Genomic DNA, 21,064 nt, shown 5'->3' with positions numbered 1-21,064 from the left:
TTCGGAATCATCTAAATAAGGAGTAATTCTTTCGACCTTTTTACCATCTAGAATGATGTCTCTATTCCAAGAACCTTTGTGTATGGTAACGAGGGAAACTTCCACTGCGGCTTGTCCTGGCCAGCGCATTGAACGTACTGCATGGTTGATAACACCTTCGTTCGAACAGATAACATCAAGGCCCCCTTCACGAGCAGAACCTTGAGCTATGGTGTTCGTCGATATGAGCGACTGAAAGCCTCCTAGCTTTATTAAAGAAAAAATACGCCTAAAAAAGTAAGTAACTATATCAACTGCACCTATGGGGCGGTAAGCGTATTTTAAATACTCAAGGAAGTTTAATCCAAAAGTTCCACTCAACTTTTGTCCTCCCAAAAACGGCGGATTTCCTAACACACAATCAAATCCACCATTCTGAAAAACCTCTGGAAATTCTAAAAACCAATGAAAAAAACGCTTTCCCGCACCTATAGCCATGCTTTTACCCATATCTTGTATTTGCATTCCAGTATGGAGGTAAGTTTTGAACTTACTTTGCGTTGTAAGAATTTCTTTATTTGCGGTAATTTTTGGGATAAAAAATTGTGCTACTTGCAGATCTGCTAGCTGATTCAGTCTAAACCATTTTTTGCCGTTGGTAAGTTCGCTATAAGCTTTTGCCTTGGCAGATATTTCTTCCGGGGTTTGCTCCGGTAATTTGTTAAACTGCATAAAAGTACGTTGCACATCGACTAAATCGTCATCTGTTCCTTTAAGATCATATAGCTCACTGACTTGTAACATTCGTTCTGCTTCATTACGCTTTTTAAAAGCTAATGCAATGCTTTTGTCATCATCCGGCAAGGCTTTGAAAGCTTCGGAGGCAATGCCGCTTTGTAGCTCTTCATAATGCGCAATTCCAACTATTGCATTTCCGTTTTTTATATGATGGTCTAAGAAATTAAGTGGTTCTCCTGGGTCATGTGCTTCAAGCCATAGCGCTACTTTACAAAGTTCCACAGCTAACGGATTGAAGTCGACTCCGTAGATACACCTTCTAATCACATCTCTTACTGCCAATCTTAATACAGGTGGGGTTGGCTGATCTTCATTGCTGCGGACTTTAGCTAATTCGAAACCTATACGTCGAGCAGCAGATAATAAAATATGTCCGCTTCCACATGCTACATCACATACTGTAATACTCAACAGCGCAGCCTCTTGATTCACCTCTTTTAGCTTGTCGGCGATTATGTAATCTAATGAATGATTTATCAATGGTTTTACTAATTCTTCTGGTGTATAATGTGAACCAGAAGAAGAGCGATCACTACCCTGTTTAAAACGAAAATATCCGTTCTCCACAATGGGTTCAAATTCTAACAAACCCTCATATATGGAGCCAAATTCTTCAACATCTAGGTCGGCATAATTAACACGGACAATCTGCTTATTGTTATTTTCAAAGGTGACCAAGTATTTAAAAACCTCAAGCACGATTTTGTTATTCAATTGTGTAGTATCGATACTGCCAATTGCACCAGGATTGAATATCCCAGAACCTAAAGCATGAATGCCTAGTTTCCTGCCATATTTATCATCTTCAAAAAGCCGAAAGGTGGTTAATAATGATTGCCATAAATCGATTTTTTTAGGATCGACATAGACTACCTTATTTACCAAATGTGTGAGACGTTGGATGCTGTAAAAACGATAATATATATATTTTAACCTCTTGTCATTATCATCCAAATCTTGTTTATAAATAAGATTTCGTTCTTCAATAACTAACAGGAAAAGTATGCGATATACACAACGCAGTATATGTAAGTAATATTCTTTTGCAGATAAACTGCCATTGGATAGCCTTTCCTCAAGATCTTTATTTTCGTTTTGCTGTAAAATACCGTTAGCCAAGCATAAAATAGAATGTTCTACCGCAAAACTTAATCGCTCCCTGATCCGCGATCCCGAAGCAAGGGCTTCATTATGGTAAAATTCAAGGACCGAGTCTTTGCCGTCTTCCTTTTTATCATTTATGCGTGTAGCATGTAGCAAACGATAAAATAGAGCAAACTCTGCGTAATGGCCTTCTTCCATCATTTGCTCCAGGTTAAACTCCAGGTAGCTTAGCCTAGAAAGCCTGGTAGCATCTCGTAAAATTCTGATATGCAATCCGTTAGTCAGAAAGCCATATATATGATCGGTACTATTAATATACTCTTGAACTAAAGCATGTGGTGAAAGGCGTACTCCAAAATCTGCTTTTTTATCTAAAGATAATTCACTTCCGATAATGTGTATGGGAAATCCGTCTTTGTTATTTGCACGATGTGAAATAGCATAGGACTTATTATTGATTATCTCAGCAGTTGATGATTGTAGTTCATAGCCCAGTAATCCTAACAAGGGCAGCATCCAGTATTTTCTGGTTTCCGAAGTTCCTGTATCTGTGGTTGAAAAACCAGAACGTTTTTGCTTGAAAATTTGCCAATGAGTATTTAGCAAACTCCAGGCATTGTTTATTTCGTCCCTTACTAATTCGTTGGGTTTAAGATTAAAATCTCTTGATGCTTGGTAACGAATATCGTCTTGACGAATTCTCTCTAAAATTTCGCTTGTAAATATATTACCATGTATATTAACAGTAGTTAGCTTCATGAGGTCAAAATAAGTCTTGAGGTTTAGGCAATAAAATATACACTCCCATTACGTCTGGGGGAAGTACCGGCACCGATTTTTCATAGCTTCTACCCCCTATAAGTTCTTTAAACCGTCCGTGTGCTTCAACTAGTTTGTCAGCTCGTTCTGTGGCCAGTTTAATAAATATATCTTTCTTATCAGCAAAGGACTTCAGTTCTTCGCCGATTTGTGTTTGTTGCATTTCTAACGACAAGTTACTCATAGGTACAGCATTCATTAGAAGATTTTTGGCGTCTGTAAAGGAGATTGTTTTTAATGAATTTTCATCTTTTGTATAACCCCATAAATACATCTCTTCAGCCACAGATTCATTACTAGAACGTACTTCTCTTACGACGTTTCGAACTCGAAACATTACCAATACAGTACGTTGCGTAACATTTGCCGTACGAATTAAACTTGTTCTCGCTAAATGATAGCTGTTACCATCATGTTCAAAAGCGTTGCTTATGATATAATGACAAAGTAACTCTACGAAATGATGATTACGGCCAACATATTTAAACCCCTTTGGTGTTGGAGACTCGAATGAAATCCGGGCCTCTAATTTATTCTTTTTTTCTTCCTCACTACTTAGCAGTGAGACCTGTAAATGTTTGGGTAAATTGGTGATTTGTATCCTAAAGCCGTTATTTTCTTTCGTAATATTAGCACCTAAAAGTTTTAAGGCATATAATACAAAGCTCTCTACAGTTTGTATGTCTCCGATAGCTTCATCTACTTCTTCAAGGTCTTTACGAATTGTCTCGGCATCAACTGTCTCATGAGCGAAAATTGAGCGTATATTTTCTCCCTTCCGGCGAGCTTGTTCCAACTCACTTTCAATTTTAATTTTATCTTCTTTAAATAACGTTAATTGCTCTGCAGAAGGCTCGGAATGCAAAATCTTGTTAGTCAAATCTGCCATTAAGGACTTGTTATTCTCCCCAATCGGTATAGTCACGCCAGTGCTCTTTTTTATCTCTCGAACTTTTCGAATTAACACTTCGAGAATAAAATTGTCCATCGGATTATTGTCTCCATAGAGCATATATGTTTTAATAATCGGCGAAGTTTGACCATAACGATCAACACGTCCTTCCCGTTGCTCAATCCTGTTGGGATTCCATGGTAAATCATAATGAAGAACAGCATTGAAATAATCTTGCAAGTTAATACCCTCACTAAGGCAATCCGTTGCTACCAAAACCCTTTTTTCAAACTCTGCCATTCTTTCTATTTCTTCTTTTCGCTGTTCATCGGCGAGTTCTGAAGTTATTGCCTGAATCAGAATGCTTTTACCTAATGCAGCTTTGAGTTTTTCCTCCACATATTTTGCTGAAGCTATGTAATGGCAGAAAATTATAGGTTGAAATCCTTCTTTTAGCCATTTTCTGATTAACTCGATTGTATGTTTAATCTTAAAATCAGTCTCTGAGTTTTCCAGTAAAACTCGCGCGTGGACAAGTAGTTGACTTATCCCTGTTAACTCAGATTGTTTGTAATCAATAGCATTCAGAAGATCAGATCTGGAATAATCGACTCCAAAGTCGTTTTCTTCAAACAATGTATTTTCGACCGCATCATTACTTATTTGTACATCATCTTGATCTCCAGTTAGCTTGATCTGGCGTTTCAGAAGCATTTCTACTGCCATAGCAGGGCTTGACATTGCACCTTTAATCAAGGCAATTGCCGCCCAGGAACGAAGCAACCGTGTTGTTTCGCTGTCGGTTTCTACATCTGAAATACCACGAGCAAATGCTACTAGTTTATTATAGAATTCCTTTGCTTGTTCAGACAACGTAAATCCTATTTCTTTAGAATCTCTTTCTGGAAAAATAGTAGTTTCATTAAGCCACCTTTTAATGTTCTCTCGCTTTCGTTGAATAAAGTACTTTGCAATTGTCGCACGGTCACTTGGCTGTAACTTATCAAAATTTAAGTTTTCAAATTGAGACTTTAGTAAACCCAACAACGACGCAAACTCTTCATCCTTTCCACTGTGGGGAGTAGCAGTAAGTAAGACTATATGACGTTTATCGTTTTTTGCAATATCGCTAATAAGATTATAACGCTGTTGTTGATTTTTAGATGACGAACCTTTCGGTAAGGTACACGTATGCGCTTCGTCAACTATCACCATCTCTGGACAATCATTCAAAAATATTCCTCGTCTTTTATCGGTTTTGATATAATCAACGGAAATTACCTGATATGGGATGTGATAAAACACTGAACGATCATCAGCGACCATCCTGTCAAGTCGGGCGGCTGTACTAGATCGAATGATTTCTGCATCAATATCCAATTTATCTTTTAGTTCCTGCTGCCACTGTTCACATAAATGAGGTGGGCAAATGACCGCGAAACGCTTGATTTCACCTCGCTCGATTAATTCTTTTATTATAATTAACGCTTCGACAGTTTTACCAATTCCGACATCATCTGCAACCAATAGGCGAGTAATTTCCTGTTTTAAAGCCATTACTAATGGCACGATCTGATATGATCTAGGTCTAAATGATAATCTTGCCATGCAACGAAAAGGCCCTGCTGCATTTCTCAACGATAGTCGGGAAGCGTCATATAATAATTTCGCAGTTTCAAAATTTCCAATATTCTTAGTGGTAGGATCTTCAAAAGATGCTTTTGCTACCTTTTCCTCTTGCGTTGCTAATGGAAGAAAGATTCCCGTAGTTTCTTCATCAGAACCTCCTAAAGGTTTTATTAATAGAATATCTTCTTCCGTTGAAGGTAATACCATCCAGTCACGATTTCGGTATTTTACTAAATTACCAGGGGTAAACTGACTCATGCTCTTATTTTACTTTTCTAAAAATATCTTTTCTTCTCTGCACCAACTCCTCAATGGATTCGCTATAATGCCATACAATGCAGTCATGACCAGCATCAGTTAAAATTTGCCTTTTAAGCTTATCTGTATTTTGTTGTTCAATAGAATCGTGTACACTTCCATCGCAAAAAATCAAAGAATAATGGTCACCACGTTTATATACAAAGTCAGCGCTGATGTAATAATCTTTTAAATTCACTTGCGCTCGATCTGGTAAGGCGTAGCCATTATCATATAAGTATTTAATCAGTGAATATTCCGTACTACTGCTTTTGTCATAAGCATTTAGTAAATATTGGTATTGCTCTTCTCTGTCTCGGTCGCTTCCTTGTACTAGTTCAATATCGCATTTTATAAGATATTCCAATATTTCCTTGATGCCATAACGATCTAATTGGTTGTGATAAATCTGATTGTAATAGCTTAGTAGATCTTGATAACTCGCGTGAGGCAACGTTCTGCCTAATTCTGTTTCCTCAAACGTCTCAGGGTTAAAGTGAATAGCTTCATACGACGCTTTAAACCATTCCTTCATTTTGATAGGATCCGAAATGAGTTGTGATAAAATTCCTAAAGAGCCTTCGGAAGCTTCATGTATTAAAATATTAGGTTTTTCCGGATTACCCATTAAGCTAACCGCTATTTCGCTTTCTTCAACAAGGAACAATCTTTCAATCCCTCTTTTTAAAGCGTAACTTAAAGAAATGATTTCGTTAGGCTTTGTACCTACGTTGCTCAAAGGCTGTATGTATAGAGCATCGGCAGTGTCTTTTGTGTATAAAACTACCTCCTTGGTATTGTTTGCCAAGTCTTTATTATTTAACAGTTGATTATCTCTAATCCAAACACCGTTCGTTCTATTAATTTTAAAACAATTATTTATGGATCTACGCGCTTTGGTATTTATCTTAATTAGATTAGTTGTGCTATTGAAGTATAATTGTAATAGCTTAGTACCATCACGTTTTAATACAACTGATCGAGCATTTTCAATTCCCTCTGGAAAATTAAAGAAGGAAGCAATCTCGTAACCAGAACGTGTTCTTTCTTCCTCTATGCACGTAATTTTTTCAATCGGGGTGCCTTCACATTCAGAAAATTCTAACGCGTTATTCCAAAGCAAAAGATTATCGCCAGAAATTTGGGATTGTGTTATAGGATCAACGTTTGCGATTTTTGTTTGACTAGAAAGAAAGGCATATCCTGTATTTTTCGAAATGATAATTTTTTCTAGGGAATTATCTAGATCAGTAACCATTGTCCTACTGATGCGATATTTATTTCCTGAATGATAAATAGTATTGTTAGGACCGAATTCTGACAACGCGAGTGCTCTTGGACGTGATATTACTTCAACGTCGTCACGGTAGCTTTTACCCAACATTGCTCTTACAGGAAGTCTTGTAAAATTATATCCCGGTAAAAAGCCTTCGGCAGCAAGGTATCTAAAAATATAAAATTCCGAATTGCTAGAATTTTGCTGGCTTTCATTTTTAAGGAGTGCAATTTGTTTTCTAGCAAATCGTTCTTGACGTTCTGCCTCTTTCCGTTCATCACTCTCAGATTTATAAGTGTGATTATCTAAGACTGCCTGGGCTTTGTTTCGAAGTTGACAAGCGCTGGTGAACATTAAAATCCACCGATGAAATGAAGTTTTGAAGTTAGTGGAGAATTTTTCTATCTTTCCGGAAACCCATTCATCTGAAAACCAATGTATTGTCTTTATATCTGGTAAGCTATTTTCTATTATCTTTTTAAAGGCAGCTATGTAAATAGATTTATTAATGGCGATTAAATGATCAATACGTTCAATAATCTCCGTCCTTACAAAAACATCTTGCTCATTATTAAGATCCAATATATCGGCAGCTGAAGTCTTGAGTTCAGATATTTCTAAATTCATTAATAGGAACGCATTCAAGTGCGAGGTGATTAATTCCTCATTAACGAGATCAATTCTCGGTGGTTGAACTGCTCCTGCAACCATGTCCGAAGAATTCTTGAAGTAATTTACATCATGTGGCGACATCGTTGAACAGTAGGTAAATACTAGAGCTGTTTGGCCACTCCGTCCGGCACGGCCGCTTCGCTGCGCATAGTTTGCCGCATTAGGCGGAACATTACGCATATGTACAATGTTTAAGTTGGCAATATCTATTCCCAACTCCATAGTCGGCGAACAGTACAATGTGGATATTTCGCCTTTTCGAAAAGCATCTTCCCGCTGTATGCGATCACTAGAATTTAGCTGCCCAGTATGCTCCCGTGCGATTAACTCTTTTCTATATTTATTGAAGTCAGTTTTATATAATTTTTGAAAGTAAGGGTTAGGTTGTATTTCCAGCATTTGATTCTGAAAATTGAACCGTGTTTGATCCAAAGTTATGGACTGCTCGTCGCCCTTACTCCATAAAATTGAGTCTACCCTTAGTCTATAGCTTTTGAGTTCAGGGTATCGTTTATCTTCTTCGATAGTTATGAAGTTTGTCCTATGTAATAACGCACATATTTCTTCTATAAAATTAATATAGTCGTCTTTTTTTAAACTATTAAAGTCGTTCTCATTCATTAAGCGATTCAAGTACTTTCCTAGATTTGACCGTTCACCTATTGAAATAGAATAAAACCCTCTTGGGGTGGGTTTAAGGACTTTAATAACTATGTTGCTAGGCTTATCAATCTTTTCGTTATAATTGAGTGACCATAATTTATCGGGATTAAGACGATCTCTCATTAAGGCTTCTATGTTTCCAATTTCTTTGAAGAACTTGTGATCTAGGGCATAATTGGTTCTGAAATAATCAAGAATATTTTTTAACACGATGTACCGTTCATCGGGCGAAAGCTTCTTCAAAAGTTGAATTTTTTCAAAGCGTTCTTCTAGGATTGCTAGTTTATTTAGATTTTTGTAATCTATCTTCAGCAAAGCAACTTGCTCTAAATTGGGTAATGTGTACCGCCATCCCCGCTTTAAGTCTTGAAGTATTCTGTACTTCAAAAATTCCTTAAATGCTTCAATGTTGCGGTCATCCGGAAATTCTTCATCTACGGAGGGGTAAAAGGCAAATTCAGATTCTTTAAGTTTAAGCATTTGAAAAAGCTTTTCTGCTATTTCGTGTATCTCCAAAGGTTTCTCTGCTGTTTTAATAGCATTATATAGGGCTGATCTTAAACGAATTGTAGTATAAAAATCATTAAAGTGCCCCGCCTGTAAAGAAGCGTCTTGCCGATTATCGGTAAAGCTCAATAATTTTTGGTCTTGAAGTACCTCATTCTGATCCACTAAGGTACTTATAACTGAATAAGACAGAATTGAAGTTGCCGTACTTCTTCCTTCAGATCCCAACCGTGCTAATTTGGTAAAGTCGTTTGTCTTACTATCCTCATATACAATAGATGCTGTCGGGTCAATCCTCAGTTTTGCCGATATAAAGTAGCCTTTAGTTGCAAATTTTGGCTCAAAAGAAAAATCGCCTTCTCCATTAAAATAAATTGCTATCGGCATTACCATTTGGTAATAAGGCATAAGGTCGGAGCCAGTTTTATTCCACCATTCTGAAGGGACAAGATTTCTAAAATCAGTTTTCCAAAACTCCTCACCTTCATCAAGAACAATGTAACCAAACTTGAAGCCTTCTGGATTAGGGTTTTTGCTATCTAACTCTTCTTTTTTTTGATTCTTAAACTCTTTGCTTGGGCTAGCTGGTAGTATTTTACTTTCCGAAAATGATAGCTCTACACAAAGAAAGTCGTATCCAGAATATCTTGAAAACAGTAACGGATAAAGCTTCTTTTCTTTACCATGTAACTTAACAAAAGGTTCATTAGAGGATGTAACAAAGCGTGTTGCTCGTGGTTCTAACGTAACTGATATAGAACCTGTTTGAGAAATAAATTGATGAAAACGAAACGGTAAAAAAGTTTTCCGAGTTCTTCTTTTTCTATTATCCTCATTGATACGTTCTGCCCATTTTAGTAAATCTTTAAGAGCATTTTTTATATCATCAAAGTCTAAAGAGGTTATTCCTTTGATTTGTCGAGTTATTTCGTTTAAACTTTTCGGTTTAGCACGTTCTAAAATACCTTCATTTAGTTTTAGCGCAACATTTATTTCCAACCAATTAGCTAAACTATTTTGAACAAAAGTCTCCTCATTTGCATCTGGATCAATCCCTTGTTTAATAGCCAAAGCAAGTTCATAAGCATTTATTTGTTTAGCAGCTGTACACGGTTCAAGATACTCGCTAATGATTTGGTCTTTCTGATATTTTTTGCCAAATATTAATGAAGCAACATTAGCTACTATTCCCTTCTTTTCTTCTGGAGTACCTTTTGACGCCATCGTTGCAGATGTACCTATAAAGATAAGATTTGTACTAGCGAGCGATTGAATTCTTCTATTTAATATAGAGACATCAGATCCTTGCCTTCCACGATAAGTGTGCAACTCATCGTATACAACATACTTCAAGTTGTTACCTAGCGATTTTCTCAACCATGATTCCGATTGTCGAGTCATAATTAACTCTAACATCATATAATTAGTAAGAAGAATATCAGGTTCCAACGTTTTGATACGTTCTCGTTCTTCAAAACTTTCCTGGCCGGTATATTGTCCAAAAGTCACTGGAAAACCTTCACCAAAATTTTCGGCGTATTTTTTTATTTCTTCATATTGAGAATTAATTAATGCGTTCATAGGATATACCAATATGGCTTTTACACCTTTTGGTTTTTCCTTTTGATTAGTAAATATATCATTGAAGATAGTGGCTAAAAAAGTAAGTGACTTTCCTGAACCCGTGCCTGACGTTACTACGAAGCCTTTGCCTTGTACACCGGCTTTTATCGCCTCAATCTGGTGCTTATACAAGAGGTAAGAACCAAGAGCCTTTGGTAACTCTCGATGTATTAAACCCTCAGTAATGAGATCGTTTAGCGAAATGCCCTTTTCAAAGGATGGATTGAACTGAATAAGAGGCTCCGGTAAAATTTGATTAACTAAAGTATTGCTATTAACATATTCAAGAATCCTAGGGTCCTTAATGTTTATAAAAGATTGTAGATAAGCTTTATAATCTGAAATTACTTGCTCATGAGTTTTAAATGCATCCATGATAAGGGTCGAGTGTCTTAAAAGTTATAAAAATATGTTTTTTGAAGATATATTATATTGTGCTTCACTTTATATTTCGGAGGACGACGTATAATTTGTTTGAACGCAACAAGTAACGTATCGATTTTTAGACCATCAAAACAATTAATAACTAAAGCGTTATTTAAAATAAAATCTTTCCGATGCCTAACAATAGCCTTTACTTCAAATTCCGCAACCCATTTGATTTCTCTCCTCACCGCTATGAGATAGGCAATGCCATTATTCAAAACAAGGAATTAGCTGATAATTTCTTTTTGAAAAAGCTTTACGACCTGGAAGAAGAAGAATACGGCCCATATTACTACTTTCACTTGGATTACTTTTCAATAAACCTTCCTGACCAGGAAGAACGGTATTTTAACCATGCGTCGGATATTGTCATCAACCGCATTGATCACTATAAAAAGAAAGACCCGTTTTCATCCAGCTATCCTACTCACATGGCGAGTGTCAAGAAGCTGGAAGCATTCTTAAGCTTTCTGAAATCTATTGACCGCTGGCATAAGCTTGAACCAATTGAATCAGTTGTAGCCGAGAAAAATCGGGAGATCGACCGGTTAAATGCCAGGATCGAAATACTGGAAGTACAATTGAAGGAAGCGACTAAATATGATGTCAGCGAGAAGATTGTATTGAGCAAAGGCAGCATAGCTGCATTTATGGATGTGGTACATCAAATACAGGATTTGAAACTACCTAACGGTAATAAATTGGCGCGATCGCAGGGTCAAAGCCCATGGTACAAAATGATAGCCAAGTATTTCAAGCACGGCGACAAGGATATCTCTATTGATACTGCACATAATTACTTTCCTGCTAATAAGGACGACAAACCAGCCAAGTATATCAATATCGACGAGGATGATAAGCTTTTCAAGATAGTGCCTAACGACAAGAAATAGCGTTTTACCCTCCAGATCTGACCAAACGCCGCCATTGGTCATTCATTTCGCCCTTTTGCCCTTGACATTTGGACCATTGCGTTCAAGGGAATCCAAATGATCGTTCCTGCGAACCGGTTTAATTATTAATCCAAAACACGGAGGGCAGCATGAATTTAGAGATCATCACTAAGGAAGATTTAAGGGAGTTTGAAAGCAGGCTTTTGACTGAGATCAAAAAGCTTGTGCAGCTTGATGGGCAGGGCGCATCTAAGAAATGGCTGAAAAGCAACGAGGTCAGGAAGCTACTGAAGATATCGCCGGGCACCTTACAGAACCTGCGCATTAACGGCACGCTCAGCTTTACACGCATCGGTAGCATCATTTATTACAAGCTGGACGACATCAACAAGTTGCTGGAAGGAGGTGTAAAATGAGTGCCGCTATTTCAACACCGGCACTTGCCGGGTATGCCAGATTACTACGGTGTATGAGTAATGACGAGCGGCTGAATGCAACGCATGTTAGCCTGTTTACGGGGCTCTTCGTCCACTGGCAGCGGAGCGGTTTTGTCAGTCCATTTGCTATCACCCGCAAGACCCTGATGGCTTACAGTAAAATTGTATCGATAGCGACTTACCATAAGTGTATCAGGGAACTGGATGCTTATGGCTATATCAGCTACCAACCGTCTTACCACCCGAAGCTGGGCAGCCAGGTGTACTGGCCTGCTGACTGGCAGATCTTAAGATCATGATGAAAAGAGGTATCTCTATATCGACTGAGCTATGGATCTACTTATCGGGATATCCCATGTCCTTACGCGAAAGCGGGGGGAGCGAGCGGAAGTCGGGCAAGCCCGACTTTTCCGCTCGCCCTGCGGGGCCGAGACGGTTTTTAGTATACCGATGGTATACTTTGCCCCCCGCTTTATGCAATAGAAAAGAAATCAGTATACCTGTTGGTATACCGTACGATGAAAAATGTGTGAATGATGGCGACTATTGAAAATAACAAGACGATACGTTTCTCGGAGAAAACGGATAGTAAGCTGCAAGCAGTCGCTAATAAATGCGGCTTGTCAAAGCTAGATTTATTTACCTACATGGTTGATTATTTTTATAAGACCAAGAAAGATCCAAGAGACCTGAACGATGATCTGCTGAAGAATGCGATCAATCGTAAGACCGATAATATCGTGGCATTTATTAAAACGCAGGAACAAGACTTATTGATACCAATCAAGAAAGAGGGTGAAAGGTTGGGCGCATCGCAACGGCAGATCGTTGAATATTTCAACAAACAGATTATTGCTCATAATAAACAGCAAAAGGAATCTTACGATGGTCAGGTGATAGCCATTGGTAAAGTTGTTGATTACCTGAGTAAGCTGGATACCGCGCAGCTTGATAAGAACAAATTAAAGAAACGTTTCAGCGGTATCCTGGAACATTACATGACTGCGCGCGAAAAGATGACCATGCTCAGTAAGCAAGCCGATAAGGATGAATTGATGCGCTTTACTCGGGAACAGGTAAATAACTTGTAGATGATACCATAAGAAGCAACAGATTTAAACGTAACGAGTATGCATATCAACATCACCAAGAGCGAGACGGGTAATAACAAGGGCAGCAGCAGCCAATTGGTCGCCTATCTAGAAAAAGAGAACCGGCTGGCTGAAAAGCTGGATCAGTATCATCAGCTGGAATATTGGTTTAGCCATGACCGGCATAACATTCAGCCTTATGAGGTCCGACAAGGCATCGACAACAATCTGGCTAAGCTTTCCAAAGACGATGCTAAGTTCTTCCTAATCAATATCAGTCCGAGCGAAAAGGAATTGTTATATCTGAAAGAACGATATGGAACAGAAGGCGCAAAAATCTACCTAAAAAATTATGCTAATTTGGTTATGGACGCTTATGCCAGGAACTTTAAGCGTAATGGTATCGATGGCAACAAAGACCTGGTTTATTACGGCAAGTTGGAGGAGAACCGCTACTATACTTATAAAGACCTGGAGGTAAGAAAAGGCAAAGCAATCAAAGGAGGCATTAAGCCTGGAGAACAAATGCACGTTCAGATCATTGTTAGTCGTAAGGATGCGAGTAACAGCATCAAGCTGAGCCCGCTCAATAATTCCAAAGGAAAAATGCTGCCCATAGTAAAAAGGTCGGGCAATTTGACCGAGTTGCATTTAAGCAGCTATCCGAAGCTTTATTTGACCAGGTATTTAATTATGACCGGGAGGTCAAAGAATCTTTTAAGTACGCTAATACGCTAAAGCATGGCACTTATGAGCAGAAAGAAGAAGTCAAAGAACTGCACCGCGTTCAGCAGGCTAACAAGGTTGTTGTTGGGCAGGGCCACAGCCATGGTGACAGTCTGATCGATACCTTGTTGAGAGGGGGGCAATCTATAGGCGGTGCACCCGTGCAGGATGACAGCAGCCAGCGAAAAAGAAAAAGAGGCCGTGGCTACGGTTATGATAATGATCAAAGCCAAGGATATTCTATGTGATACATTTTACACCATGCGGCTGCGGCAGGTCGCTTCATTGCACCACGCGCTTCGCGCCGGGCTCAATTCCGCAGCCAGCCTTGCCGCCGCACACAGGCAAGTATTCGTTCCTCATACACGCCTGCTTTCCAACACACATATAATAAGCATACGGTCACCGCACCGCCGCCACAAAGATACCCGCGCAGGGAAATCGTCAAGGATACATAAACAACGGCTATCGCCGTTGCCCTTAACAATTTCCCTGCTTCCGGCTCCGGTTGTTTAAGCGGTGCAATGACCTCGAGTGTGCAGCAAACGGCATTAGACAGACGATTCCCAATAGCACCATATTTACAAGTCAAGTACAATGCGGTTTGATGCGTCCTTCTTTGCCTTATCCATTACGCGTGTATAGCGTTGCGTTGTTTTTAAATGCCGATGGCCTAATAACTTTGATATGGTATAGATATCGGTGCCAAGGTCAAGTTGTAAAGTGGCATAGGTATGCCGTAAGCAGCTAAAGGTAAGATGCTTATTTATGCCTGCCAGACGCGGCCATTCTTTTAAAAAATCCCTGGCTGTGTTGTAATTAAGCTTAGGGTAGACCAAAACATCGGGATTCATTCGTTCTCCCAATAAATCAAACGCCTGGTTCGAGATGTATATATGCTGAGGCTTATATGTTTTACGCTGCCGGAATTGCAGATAGTAATTATCAAGTTCGCCTCTTACCTGGTCCCAGGTAAGGTTTTGGATGTCACAAAATCTAAGGCCCGTCAATATGCCAAGCAGTACTGTACGTTTATAAAGTTCATTATCTATCGGAGTACGCAGAAGCTGCTGCAATTCATGCATAGTTAGAAATTCTATCTCGGCTTCAATTTCCTTTAAGCCGGGACATAGGTCATGCAAATCTTCACTGATCAGCTTTTCCCGCCAAGCTTGTTTGAGGACTGTCCGGAATTTATTGAAATAGCTGAGGGCGCTGTTATGTCCGATACCGCGTCTTGATTCCCGAAGTTTAGGCTCATCACGCAAGAACCATTTAAAATTTTCACAAAGTGCGTGATCAAGGTCGGCGAAGGTTATATCATTTTCAGCAAATAGTTGAAAGTACCGCACGCTGCTGTCCCAATTATGGCGGTTCATGCCGCGCTGACGGTCAGCAAGTTTTCTGAAATAGGCGACGAAGCTTTGCTGCTTTCTAAAGTTAGGTGTGAGGCCATGAAGCTGTGCTTGAAGATCCAGCTGTCGTGTGGCGCATATCGTATTGGATAGTTCAATCGTCTTGCGATTATGAGTTCTTTCAGCCGGGCATGATGGCTGATCATAAACGAAAAGCTTTAGATTTTCCTGCCTTGTCTTTTTGTTTGTAGTTGGATTTACTATTGGAGGATAATAATCAAGTACTAGGCGATGGCGGCCTTTGGTTAGCGGTTTTTTTCTGATGGTTACTTTCATGACATTAAAGATTTAATGACGTGAAAGTAGGCTTTGCTTATTAATTGCTATTCTACGAAATACCTGCTGAAAATGGCTATGATATCTTTCTTTAAATCGATTGGTAGGTCAAGTTGTGTTGTCCAGATCAATCTACCTGTAATGGCCTCGTTGGGCGCGGCCTGCACAATGTCATATAACTTGGAAATTTCTTCAAGATCATGCAAGTCTAAATAGGGTTCATACTTTTTTTCAAGTTGAGCAAGTTCAGGGTCTTTTACAAACCTGAACATCCTTTCACGATACGGCAGTTCAATTTCAGAGGTTTTCATATTCAACTACTACATTTAATTTTTTAATCACTTTGCCAACAACCTCTCATAGAGCTTTTTTATTTCCTCGTGCAACTGCTTAATTTCTTCTAAAGACTCAATCCATTTCTCCATTGGATTGATATTGCATTTATAATATTGAGCATACGCAACAGCCTCATCGTTGAATGTGTTAGCTATAATTTGTACAGCCTTGTCTTCATCCAAGTTCTTAATTGCTTCAACAGGAACTTTTAATATAGTTGCAACCTGAGCAAGAATGTCTTCCTCAATAACCTCTTTTCCTTCCATTAACGAAACCCGTTTTTGGCTCCAATCATCACCTAACGCCAAAGCAAGTGCTTCTTGCTTCAGGCCAAGCATCTCACGAAAGCATTTCACATTGCGGCCCTGATGAATGTTTTTTGGTGTATCGGTAGTTGTGCTCTTGATAAAAACGGTTATTTAAGCAAATGTATGAAAAATTGAAATCTGAAATTACCTGTTTGTCCTGGCTTTAACAAGCATACTTTATCCTGATATTATTCTTCGTTAGAAAGGGTAGGAATAGGTTAGAAATAACTGCCTGCTGTCCTTTGTCTTACTGTCAACAATGGCAGTTTAAACATCATGGGCACATATATTGGCAACATCGCACCCTGGGAGCAATATCCCAAACATCTCCGCTTCAGCGAGGTAATGAATCCTTTAAAGGTAGTTATAAATTTCTTTAGCTCAGGCCGGCCTAAAGATCACCGTGAAGATTTGAAGGAATGGCGCTATTATGTATTGACTGATAAATATTATAAAGACCAACATGGCGCCGGTCACATTTTGTTTATCTACGATCAGAACGTACAACTAATAGAAGCTTTACACTTATTACTGTTAAAGAATAAGGATAGATGGCCGCGCCTGGAAGATATTATCGAGGAGCAAATCACACAAGAGAAAAGCGACTGGATTTATTTTCCAAAGAACTTATCAGTAAAGGAGCTGGCCAACCCATACAAGGCCATACAGAAATGCTTTAAAAAGATCAGTCCGCAGGAATACCGCGATTATTTGCACGAATGGCTGCATACTGCCCTGTATAACAACGCCGCTGACGAGACGATGATGGCAGGTGAGATCATAGAAGTGTATGACAATATTCGAAAGCTTTATTCTGCTGCGTGGCTGATCCACCAGCGCGAAACGAATGAAACGATTACCCATAAGTCTTGGGGACGAGGCAAAGAAAGTAATCAACCTAAGGAAGCGATTGATAGAGAGTCTACCATAGCGTTGAGAGAAATAGACCCACAATTATCCAATAAACAACAGTCTATCGTCGAAAAAATAAAGAACCTCATCGTTGAGCGGATACCTGGCGTGAGTATGATCTACCTTATTGGAAAAAGTAGCAAGCCTTCCATTTATTATTTGTTAATATTAATCAATGACAGCGAAAAGGTAGCCGAACATGAAGCTGCTAATAAGATTGAAGATAACTGCCGCTTCCTGGGAACATTATTCGCTATGGTTCATAAGATGGCTACCGCTACAGAGGGATTAAAAACGGAAAAGCGTTTTTGGCATAATACGCTTTACAAAAGTATTAATCTGTACAAGGCTTCCGAGGCGGAATCGTTAAGCGCACATGCTATTGATGATCAAATTTGGTTAGACAAAGCTGAAAAAGATTGGAACCGATGGGGCATACAAGGCAAGGAGTTCATGAAAGGTGTGGTGAGGTATATTGAGGACAACAATTATACATTGGCGCTTTTCTCATTACATCAGGCTACCGAGAGTAGTTTGATAGGGATTATTCGCGCTGTATTGGGCTATCGCATAACCGTCCATAACCTTTCGAAGATGATCAAGATGACATTTGCTATTTACGGAAGAGATCAAAAAATCCCTGCAACTCAACACCACTGAAGGTGTGCACCTATTCAATCTGTTGCAATCAGGATATTCCGAAACCAGATATAAAAATGAGTTCAAGCCTGATGAAGAGTCAGTAAAGCTGTTAAAAGATAAAGTTGAAATGCTGATAGATAAGATTGAGCAAGTATATCTGCAATTCATTAAAGAAAAAACCGCTCCCTAAGCACCGCCAAGTAGCAGCGGCAGGCGGCACGAGTTTCTCAGGCCGCCTCGCTTGCTGCTATTAATAGTCAATAAAGGATATATTATTACCTGAACATCTCTAAGTATTCCTGAAATACGAATACCCTATAACGGGTTTGACCACTAACTTCTACCAAGATACCGCTGTCAATAAAACTACTTACCAAATCATTTGCGGCCTTGGTGCTTAAACCACAAACTTGCTCTACAGCTTTTACTCGAATTACAGGTTCTTGAAATAAATACTCCAGTAAAATTAACCCACTGGCGCTACGCCTTCCCCAACTGCTTTTAATTAGAGCTTCACGACGTTCCTTAATTTGAAGTATTTGAGATAAGGTTTGAACGGCTAACTCTGAAGTTTGAGCTATACCGACTAAAAAGTATTTTAACCAATGCAAAAGGTCATTTTTTTCTCGAACCCTGGTTAAATTATCGTAATAAAGTCCTTTATTTTTTTCAAAAAACATTGAAAGATATAACAACGGCTTTTCCAAAATCTTTTCACTCACTAAGTACAAAGGGATCAATAAACGACCGATACGACCGTTACCATCCAAAAATGGATGTATTGTTTCAAATTGGTAGTGAGCTATCGCTACCCGTATCAGGGCGGGGACATCTATATCTTTATTGTGGAGAAAATTTTCTAAATCTCCCATTAGTTCATCGACGTAATTGTGCGCTGGTGGAATGAATGCAGCGTCAGCAAGTGAATTTCCTCCAATCCAATTTTGACTTCTCCGAAACTCTCCCGGCATTTTGTGTTCACCTCTTACTCCTTGCAATAAGATATTATGTGTTTTTTTAAGTAGTCTTGAAGACAATGGTAGCTCTTTTAATTCTTTTATAGCATTATTTAGTGCTTGCGTATAATTATTAACTTCCACCCAGTCATTCCTTTTTTCAGGACTGATTTCCTCGATAGGTAGTAGCGCTTCGTCCATGTTTGTTTGAGTACCTTCTATTCGACTTGAAACTACTGCTTCTTTTGTTACATGCAGATGAATAAACAAATCGATATTGGGAACTAGCTTGGCAAATGAATTTAATTCGCCTAATTTAATAGAGGCTTTCTCCAATAATGTATTTAAAGATGCATCCGACCACTGCCATTGAAAATTGATTTTATGAGGAAGAAAGTATTTATATGCCATTCCTTTTTCTGAATTACCGGATAAAAATTTTTCGATTTGTATCTTTTCCATAATTTATAAAAGTAAACTTATTAAATTTTTAATTTACTTTCAATTGTAAAAGTAAACTTAACAAATTTTAAGTTTACTTAGAGAAGGGGGGTAAATGCTAAAATATACTCTGAAGAGAGGGGGGTATATGCATTCTTAAAGCTCTTCTAGATTGATATTGTTATTATATTTCAAAGGCCACAAATTGTGACCTTTAAAATATAATCTATTCCCCAAAATTAACCGTAGCCTACTGGAATTGACCAACTGTAAACTTTTCTCTTAACCGTTGCATGTCAGAACTTATCTTATGATCCATTACTTTGGCATATATCTGCGTGGTTTTAATACTCGTATGTCCCATCATTTTAGCGACACTTTCTATAGGAACGCCGTTGTTTAATGTGACAGTAGTTGCGAATGTGTGCCGTGCGATATGAAATGTGAGATTTTTTGTAATACCGCACAGACCGCTAATCTCTTTTAAATAAGCATTCATCTTTTGATTGCTCATTACAGGAAGCAGGAAATCGTCAGCTAAACATTGGGGATGCTCCTGATAAGCTTGTATAATCGCCAACGCGGGCGGAAGTAAAGGGATTCGTGATAATGTATCTGTTTTTTGGCGGTTAGTGTATATCCAATTTTCACCATCGATTCCTTTTATAATTTCGGATCTTTTTAGCTTTCTGACATCTACATAGGCAAGGCCGGTGTAACAACTAAAAAGAAAAATATCTTTGACTAATTTTAAACGTTCTATAGTTATTTGTTTTTCAGCCAAAGCATTAACTTCTTCTTTGGTTAGGGCAACGCGATGGACATTTTGCGTTTTCGGTTTATAGTTGATATAGGGATCGACAGTCAACCAGCCGTTACCTATGCAAATGCGAACTATTTTTCCAAAATTCTTGATATACTTGATAGCGGAGTTGTTACCACATTTACGCACGCTTCGCAGGTAATATTCAAAATCGTTAAGAAATGCAAAGTTGATTTTAATAATGGGTAAATCCGATATATTAAACTGCCATTCCATGAAATCTTTTACGTGCATCAGACAAGTAACATATCGTTGCAATGTACTTTTTTCAAATTCCTGCCCAACCAGACTTTTCATTTTTTGATTATGATCTTCAAATACGGTAACTATCGTTCTGGCTTTTTCTACTTTTCCTGTGAACCTGTTACGTAAAGATTCTGCGGTAATCATTTCGTCATGAATCGTCATCAAGCGATGATATTCTAATGCACGTGCTTGAAGCGTATCCAAATAATTGTTTAACGCACGGGTATCTTCCTTAGTGCCAATAGAGCGGCCTGATTTAGAATTCCAGCGCGCGGGATCGTATTCCCTACCGGTTGCGACTTCTGAACGTTGTCCGTCAACTGTAAAGCGTAAATAAATTGGCATTATGCCGGTTTTGTAATTCTTTGGCTTTTTTAAGTAAAAAAGCAGATTGACATTTGTTCTCATAACAATGAGGATTAATAGTGAAACAAAATTGATTATTCCATCATTTGCAATCAAGATGTTCACTCGCTGAACATCTTCTATATCAGTTACTATGGTGTTTCTGGTGAGCGCCGTTTTAGCTTTAAATATGCTCACCGAATTGCTCACCTTTTTTATGCTAAAACATGCATATTTTGGTGTTTTCGGGCAAACAAAAAAGCCTGTAAATCGATGATTTACAGGCTTTTAGTCAATTTTGACATTGTTTTCTGCGGAATGGACGGGACTCGAACCCGCGACCCCATGCGTGACAGGCATGTATTCTAACCAGCTGAACTACCACTCCGTTGTTCGTTTTGGTGGTGCAAATATACGCACAGTTTGATATTCTGCAAGAGGTTTTTTTAAAAAATCTTGAAGCATTTGTCTGTTTTAGCTCTCTATTTAATGTAAGTATTTCATTATCCATTTGTTAAGAGAATAAAAAAAG

16 protein-coding genes, 1 tRNA gene and 1 pseudogene are annotated in these 21,064 nt (G+C 38.6%); 9 read left to right on the top strand and 9 right to left on the bottom strand.

Annotated elements, in window-relative coordinates; all coding sequences use genetic code 11:
* From LT679_RS15305 to LT679_RS15295, 3 genes are all read right to left on the bottom strand, one after another.
* Nucleotides 1–2,640: Eco57I restriction-modification methylase domain-containing protein (locus tag LT679_RS15305; protein WP_232178474.1), on the bottom strand; the 2,640-nt coding region annotated here is incomplete at its 3' end.
* Nucleotides 2,641–2,644: 4 nt separating this feature from the next.
* Complete coding sequence (locus LT679_RS15300; protein ID WP_232178473.1) at nt 2,645–5,479, bottom strand: helicase-related protein; 2,835 nt, start codon at nt 5,477–5,479, stop codon at nt 2,645–2,647.
* 4 nt (nt 5,480–5,483) lie between these two features.
* On the bottom strand, nt 5,484–10,634 hold the full coding sequence (locus LT679_RS15295; RefSeq protein ID WP_232178472.1) for a DEAD/DEAH box helicase: 5,151 nt from the start codon (nt 10,632–10,634) through the stop codon (nt 5,484–5,486).
* 182 nt (nt 10,635–10,816) lie between these two features.
* Here LT679_RS15295 and LT679_RS15290 point away from each other — a divergent pair, with 182 nt between their 5' ends.
* The 7 genes and pseudogenes from LT679_RS15290 to LT679_RS15260 all read left to right on the top strand — a co-directional run.
* Nucleotides 10,817–11,578 carry a hypothetical protein gene (locus LT679_RS15290; protein WP_232178471.1) on the top strand — a complete coding sequence of 254 codons (762 nt, stop codon included), beginning with the start codon at nt 10,817–10,819 and terminating at the stop codon, nt 11,576–11,578.
* Nucleotides 11,579–11,727: 149 nt separating this feature from the next.
* Complete coding sequence (locus LT679_RS15285) at nt 11,728–11,994, top strand: helix-turn-helix domain-containing protein (RefSeq protein WP_232178470.1); 267 nt, start codon at nt 11,728–11,730, stop codon at nt 11,992–11,994.
* A 167-nt stretch (nt 11,995–12,161) separates the two neighbouring features.
* Nucleotides 12,162–12,314 (top strand): hypothetical protein, encoded by a 153-nt coding sequence (locus LT679_RS15280; RefSeq protein WP_232178469.1) that lies wholly within the window; start codon nt 12,162–12,164, stop codon nt 12,312–12,314.
* Entirely contained in the window at nt 12,311–12,565 is a 255-nt protein-coding gene (locus LT679_RS15275) for a hypothetical protein (protein ID WP_232178468.1), read from the top strand. The genes LT679_RS15280 and LT679_RS15275 overlap by 4 nt, the downstream gene beginning before the upstream one ends.
* A complete protein-coding gene (locus LT679_RS15270) occupies nt 12,549–13,106 on the top strand; it encodes a BfmA/BtgA family mobilization protein (protein WP_317206550.1) in 558 nt (185 codons plus the stop codon). The genes LT679_RS15275 and LT679_RS15270 overlap by 17 nt, the downstream gene beginning before the upstream one ends.
* Before the next feature lie 39 nt (nt 13,107–13,145).
* Nucleotides 13,146–13,844 (top strand): DUF5712 family protein, encoded by a 699-nt coding sequence (locus LT679_RS15265; RefSeq protein WP_232178466.1) that lies wholly within the window; start codon nt 13,146–13,148, stop codon nt 13,842–13,844.
* A pseudogene (locus LT679_RS15260) lies at nt 13,796–14,080 on the top strand (hypothetical protein); the annotation flags it as partial. The gene LT679_RS15265 and the pseudogene LT679_RS15260, both read left to right, overlap by 49 nt.
* A 333-nt stretch (nt 14,081–14,413) precedes the next feature.
* Here LT679_RS15260 and LT679_RS15255 read toward each other — a convergent pair.
* From LT679_RS15255 to LT679_RS15245, 3 genes are read right to left on the bottom strand one after another with little or no spacing between them, the layout of a single operon-like run.
* Nucleotides 14,414–15,523 carry a tyrosine-type recombinase/integrase gene (locus LT679_RS15255; protein WP_232178465.1) on the bottom strand — a complete coding sequence of 370 codons (1,110 nt, stop codon included), beginning with the start codon at nt 15,521–15,523 and terminating at the stop codon, nt 14,414–14,416.
* 47 nt (nt 15,524–15,570) lie between these two features.
* Nucleotides 15,571–15,834, bottom strand: coding sequence for a hypothetical protein (locus LT679_RS15250; protein ID WP_232178464.1), 264 nt, complete (start codon nt 15,832–15,834; stop codon nt 15,571–15,573).
* Nucleotides 15,835–15,861: 27 nt separating this feature from the next.
* Nucleotides 15,862–16,197 carry an XRE family transcriptional regulator gene (locus LT679_RS15245; protein ID WP_232178463.1) on the bottom strand — a complete coding sequence of 112 codons (336 nt, stop codon included), beginning with the start codon at nt 16,195–16,197 and terminating at the stop codon, nt 15,862–15,864.
* Nucleotides 16,198–16,443: 246 nt separating this feature from the next.
* On the opposite strand from LT679_RS15245, the gene LT679_RS15240 reads away from it, so the two are divergent.
* Together LT679_RS15240 and LT679_RS15235 are read left to right on the top strand one after the other, a co-directional pair.
* A complete protein-coding gene (locus LT679_RS15240; protein ID WP_232178462.1) occupies nt 16,444–17,739 on the top strand; it encodes a HEPN domain-containing protein in 1,296 nt (431 codons plus the stop codon).
* A gap of 4 nt (nt 17,740–17,743) precedes the next feature.
* Nucleotides 17,744–17,911, top strand: a complete 168-nt coding sequence (locus tag LT679_RS15235; RefSeq protein WP_232178461.1) for a hypothetical protein — start codon at nt 17,744–17,746, stop codon at nt 17,909–17,911.
* 85 nt (nt 17,912–17,996) lie between these two features.
* On the opposite strand, the gene LT679_RS15230 is transcribed toward LT679_RS15235, so the two are convergent.
* The 3 genes from LT679_RS15230 to LT679_RS15220 form a co-directional block, all read right to left on the bottom strand.
* Entirely contained in the window at nt 17,997–19,139 is a 1,143-nt protein-coding gene (locus tag LT679_RS15230) for a Fic family protein (RefSeq protein WP_232178460.1), read from the bottom strand.
* 229 nt (nt 19,140–19,368) lie between these two features.
* Entirely contained in the window at nt 19,369–20,742 is a 1,374-nt protein-coding gene (locus tag LT679_RS15225) for a site-specific integrase (protein ID WP_317206549.1), read from the bottom strand.
* 104 nt (nt 20,743–20,846) lie between these two features.
* Nucleotides 20,847–20,920: transfer RNA gene (locus tag LT679_RS15220), tRNA-Asp, on the bottom strand.
* Nucleotides 20,921–21,064: the final 144 nt, after the last annotated feature.

The sequence above is a fragment of the Mucilaginibacter roseus genome, assembly GCF_021215455.1.
GTDB lineage: Bacteria > Bacteroidota > Bacteroidia > Sphingobacteriales > Sphingobacteriaceae > Mucilaginibacter > Mucilaginibacter roseus.
Note: the sequence above shows the minus strand (reverse complement) of the source record. Positions and strands in the feature narration are given on the sequence as shown.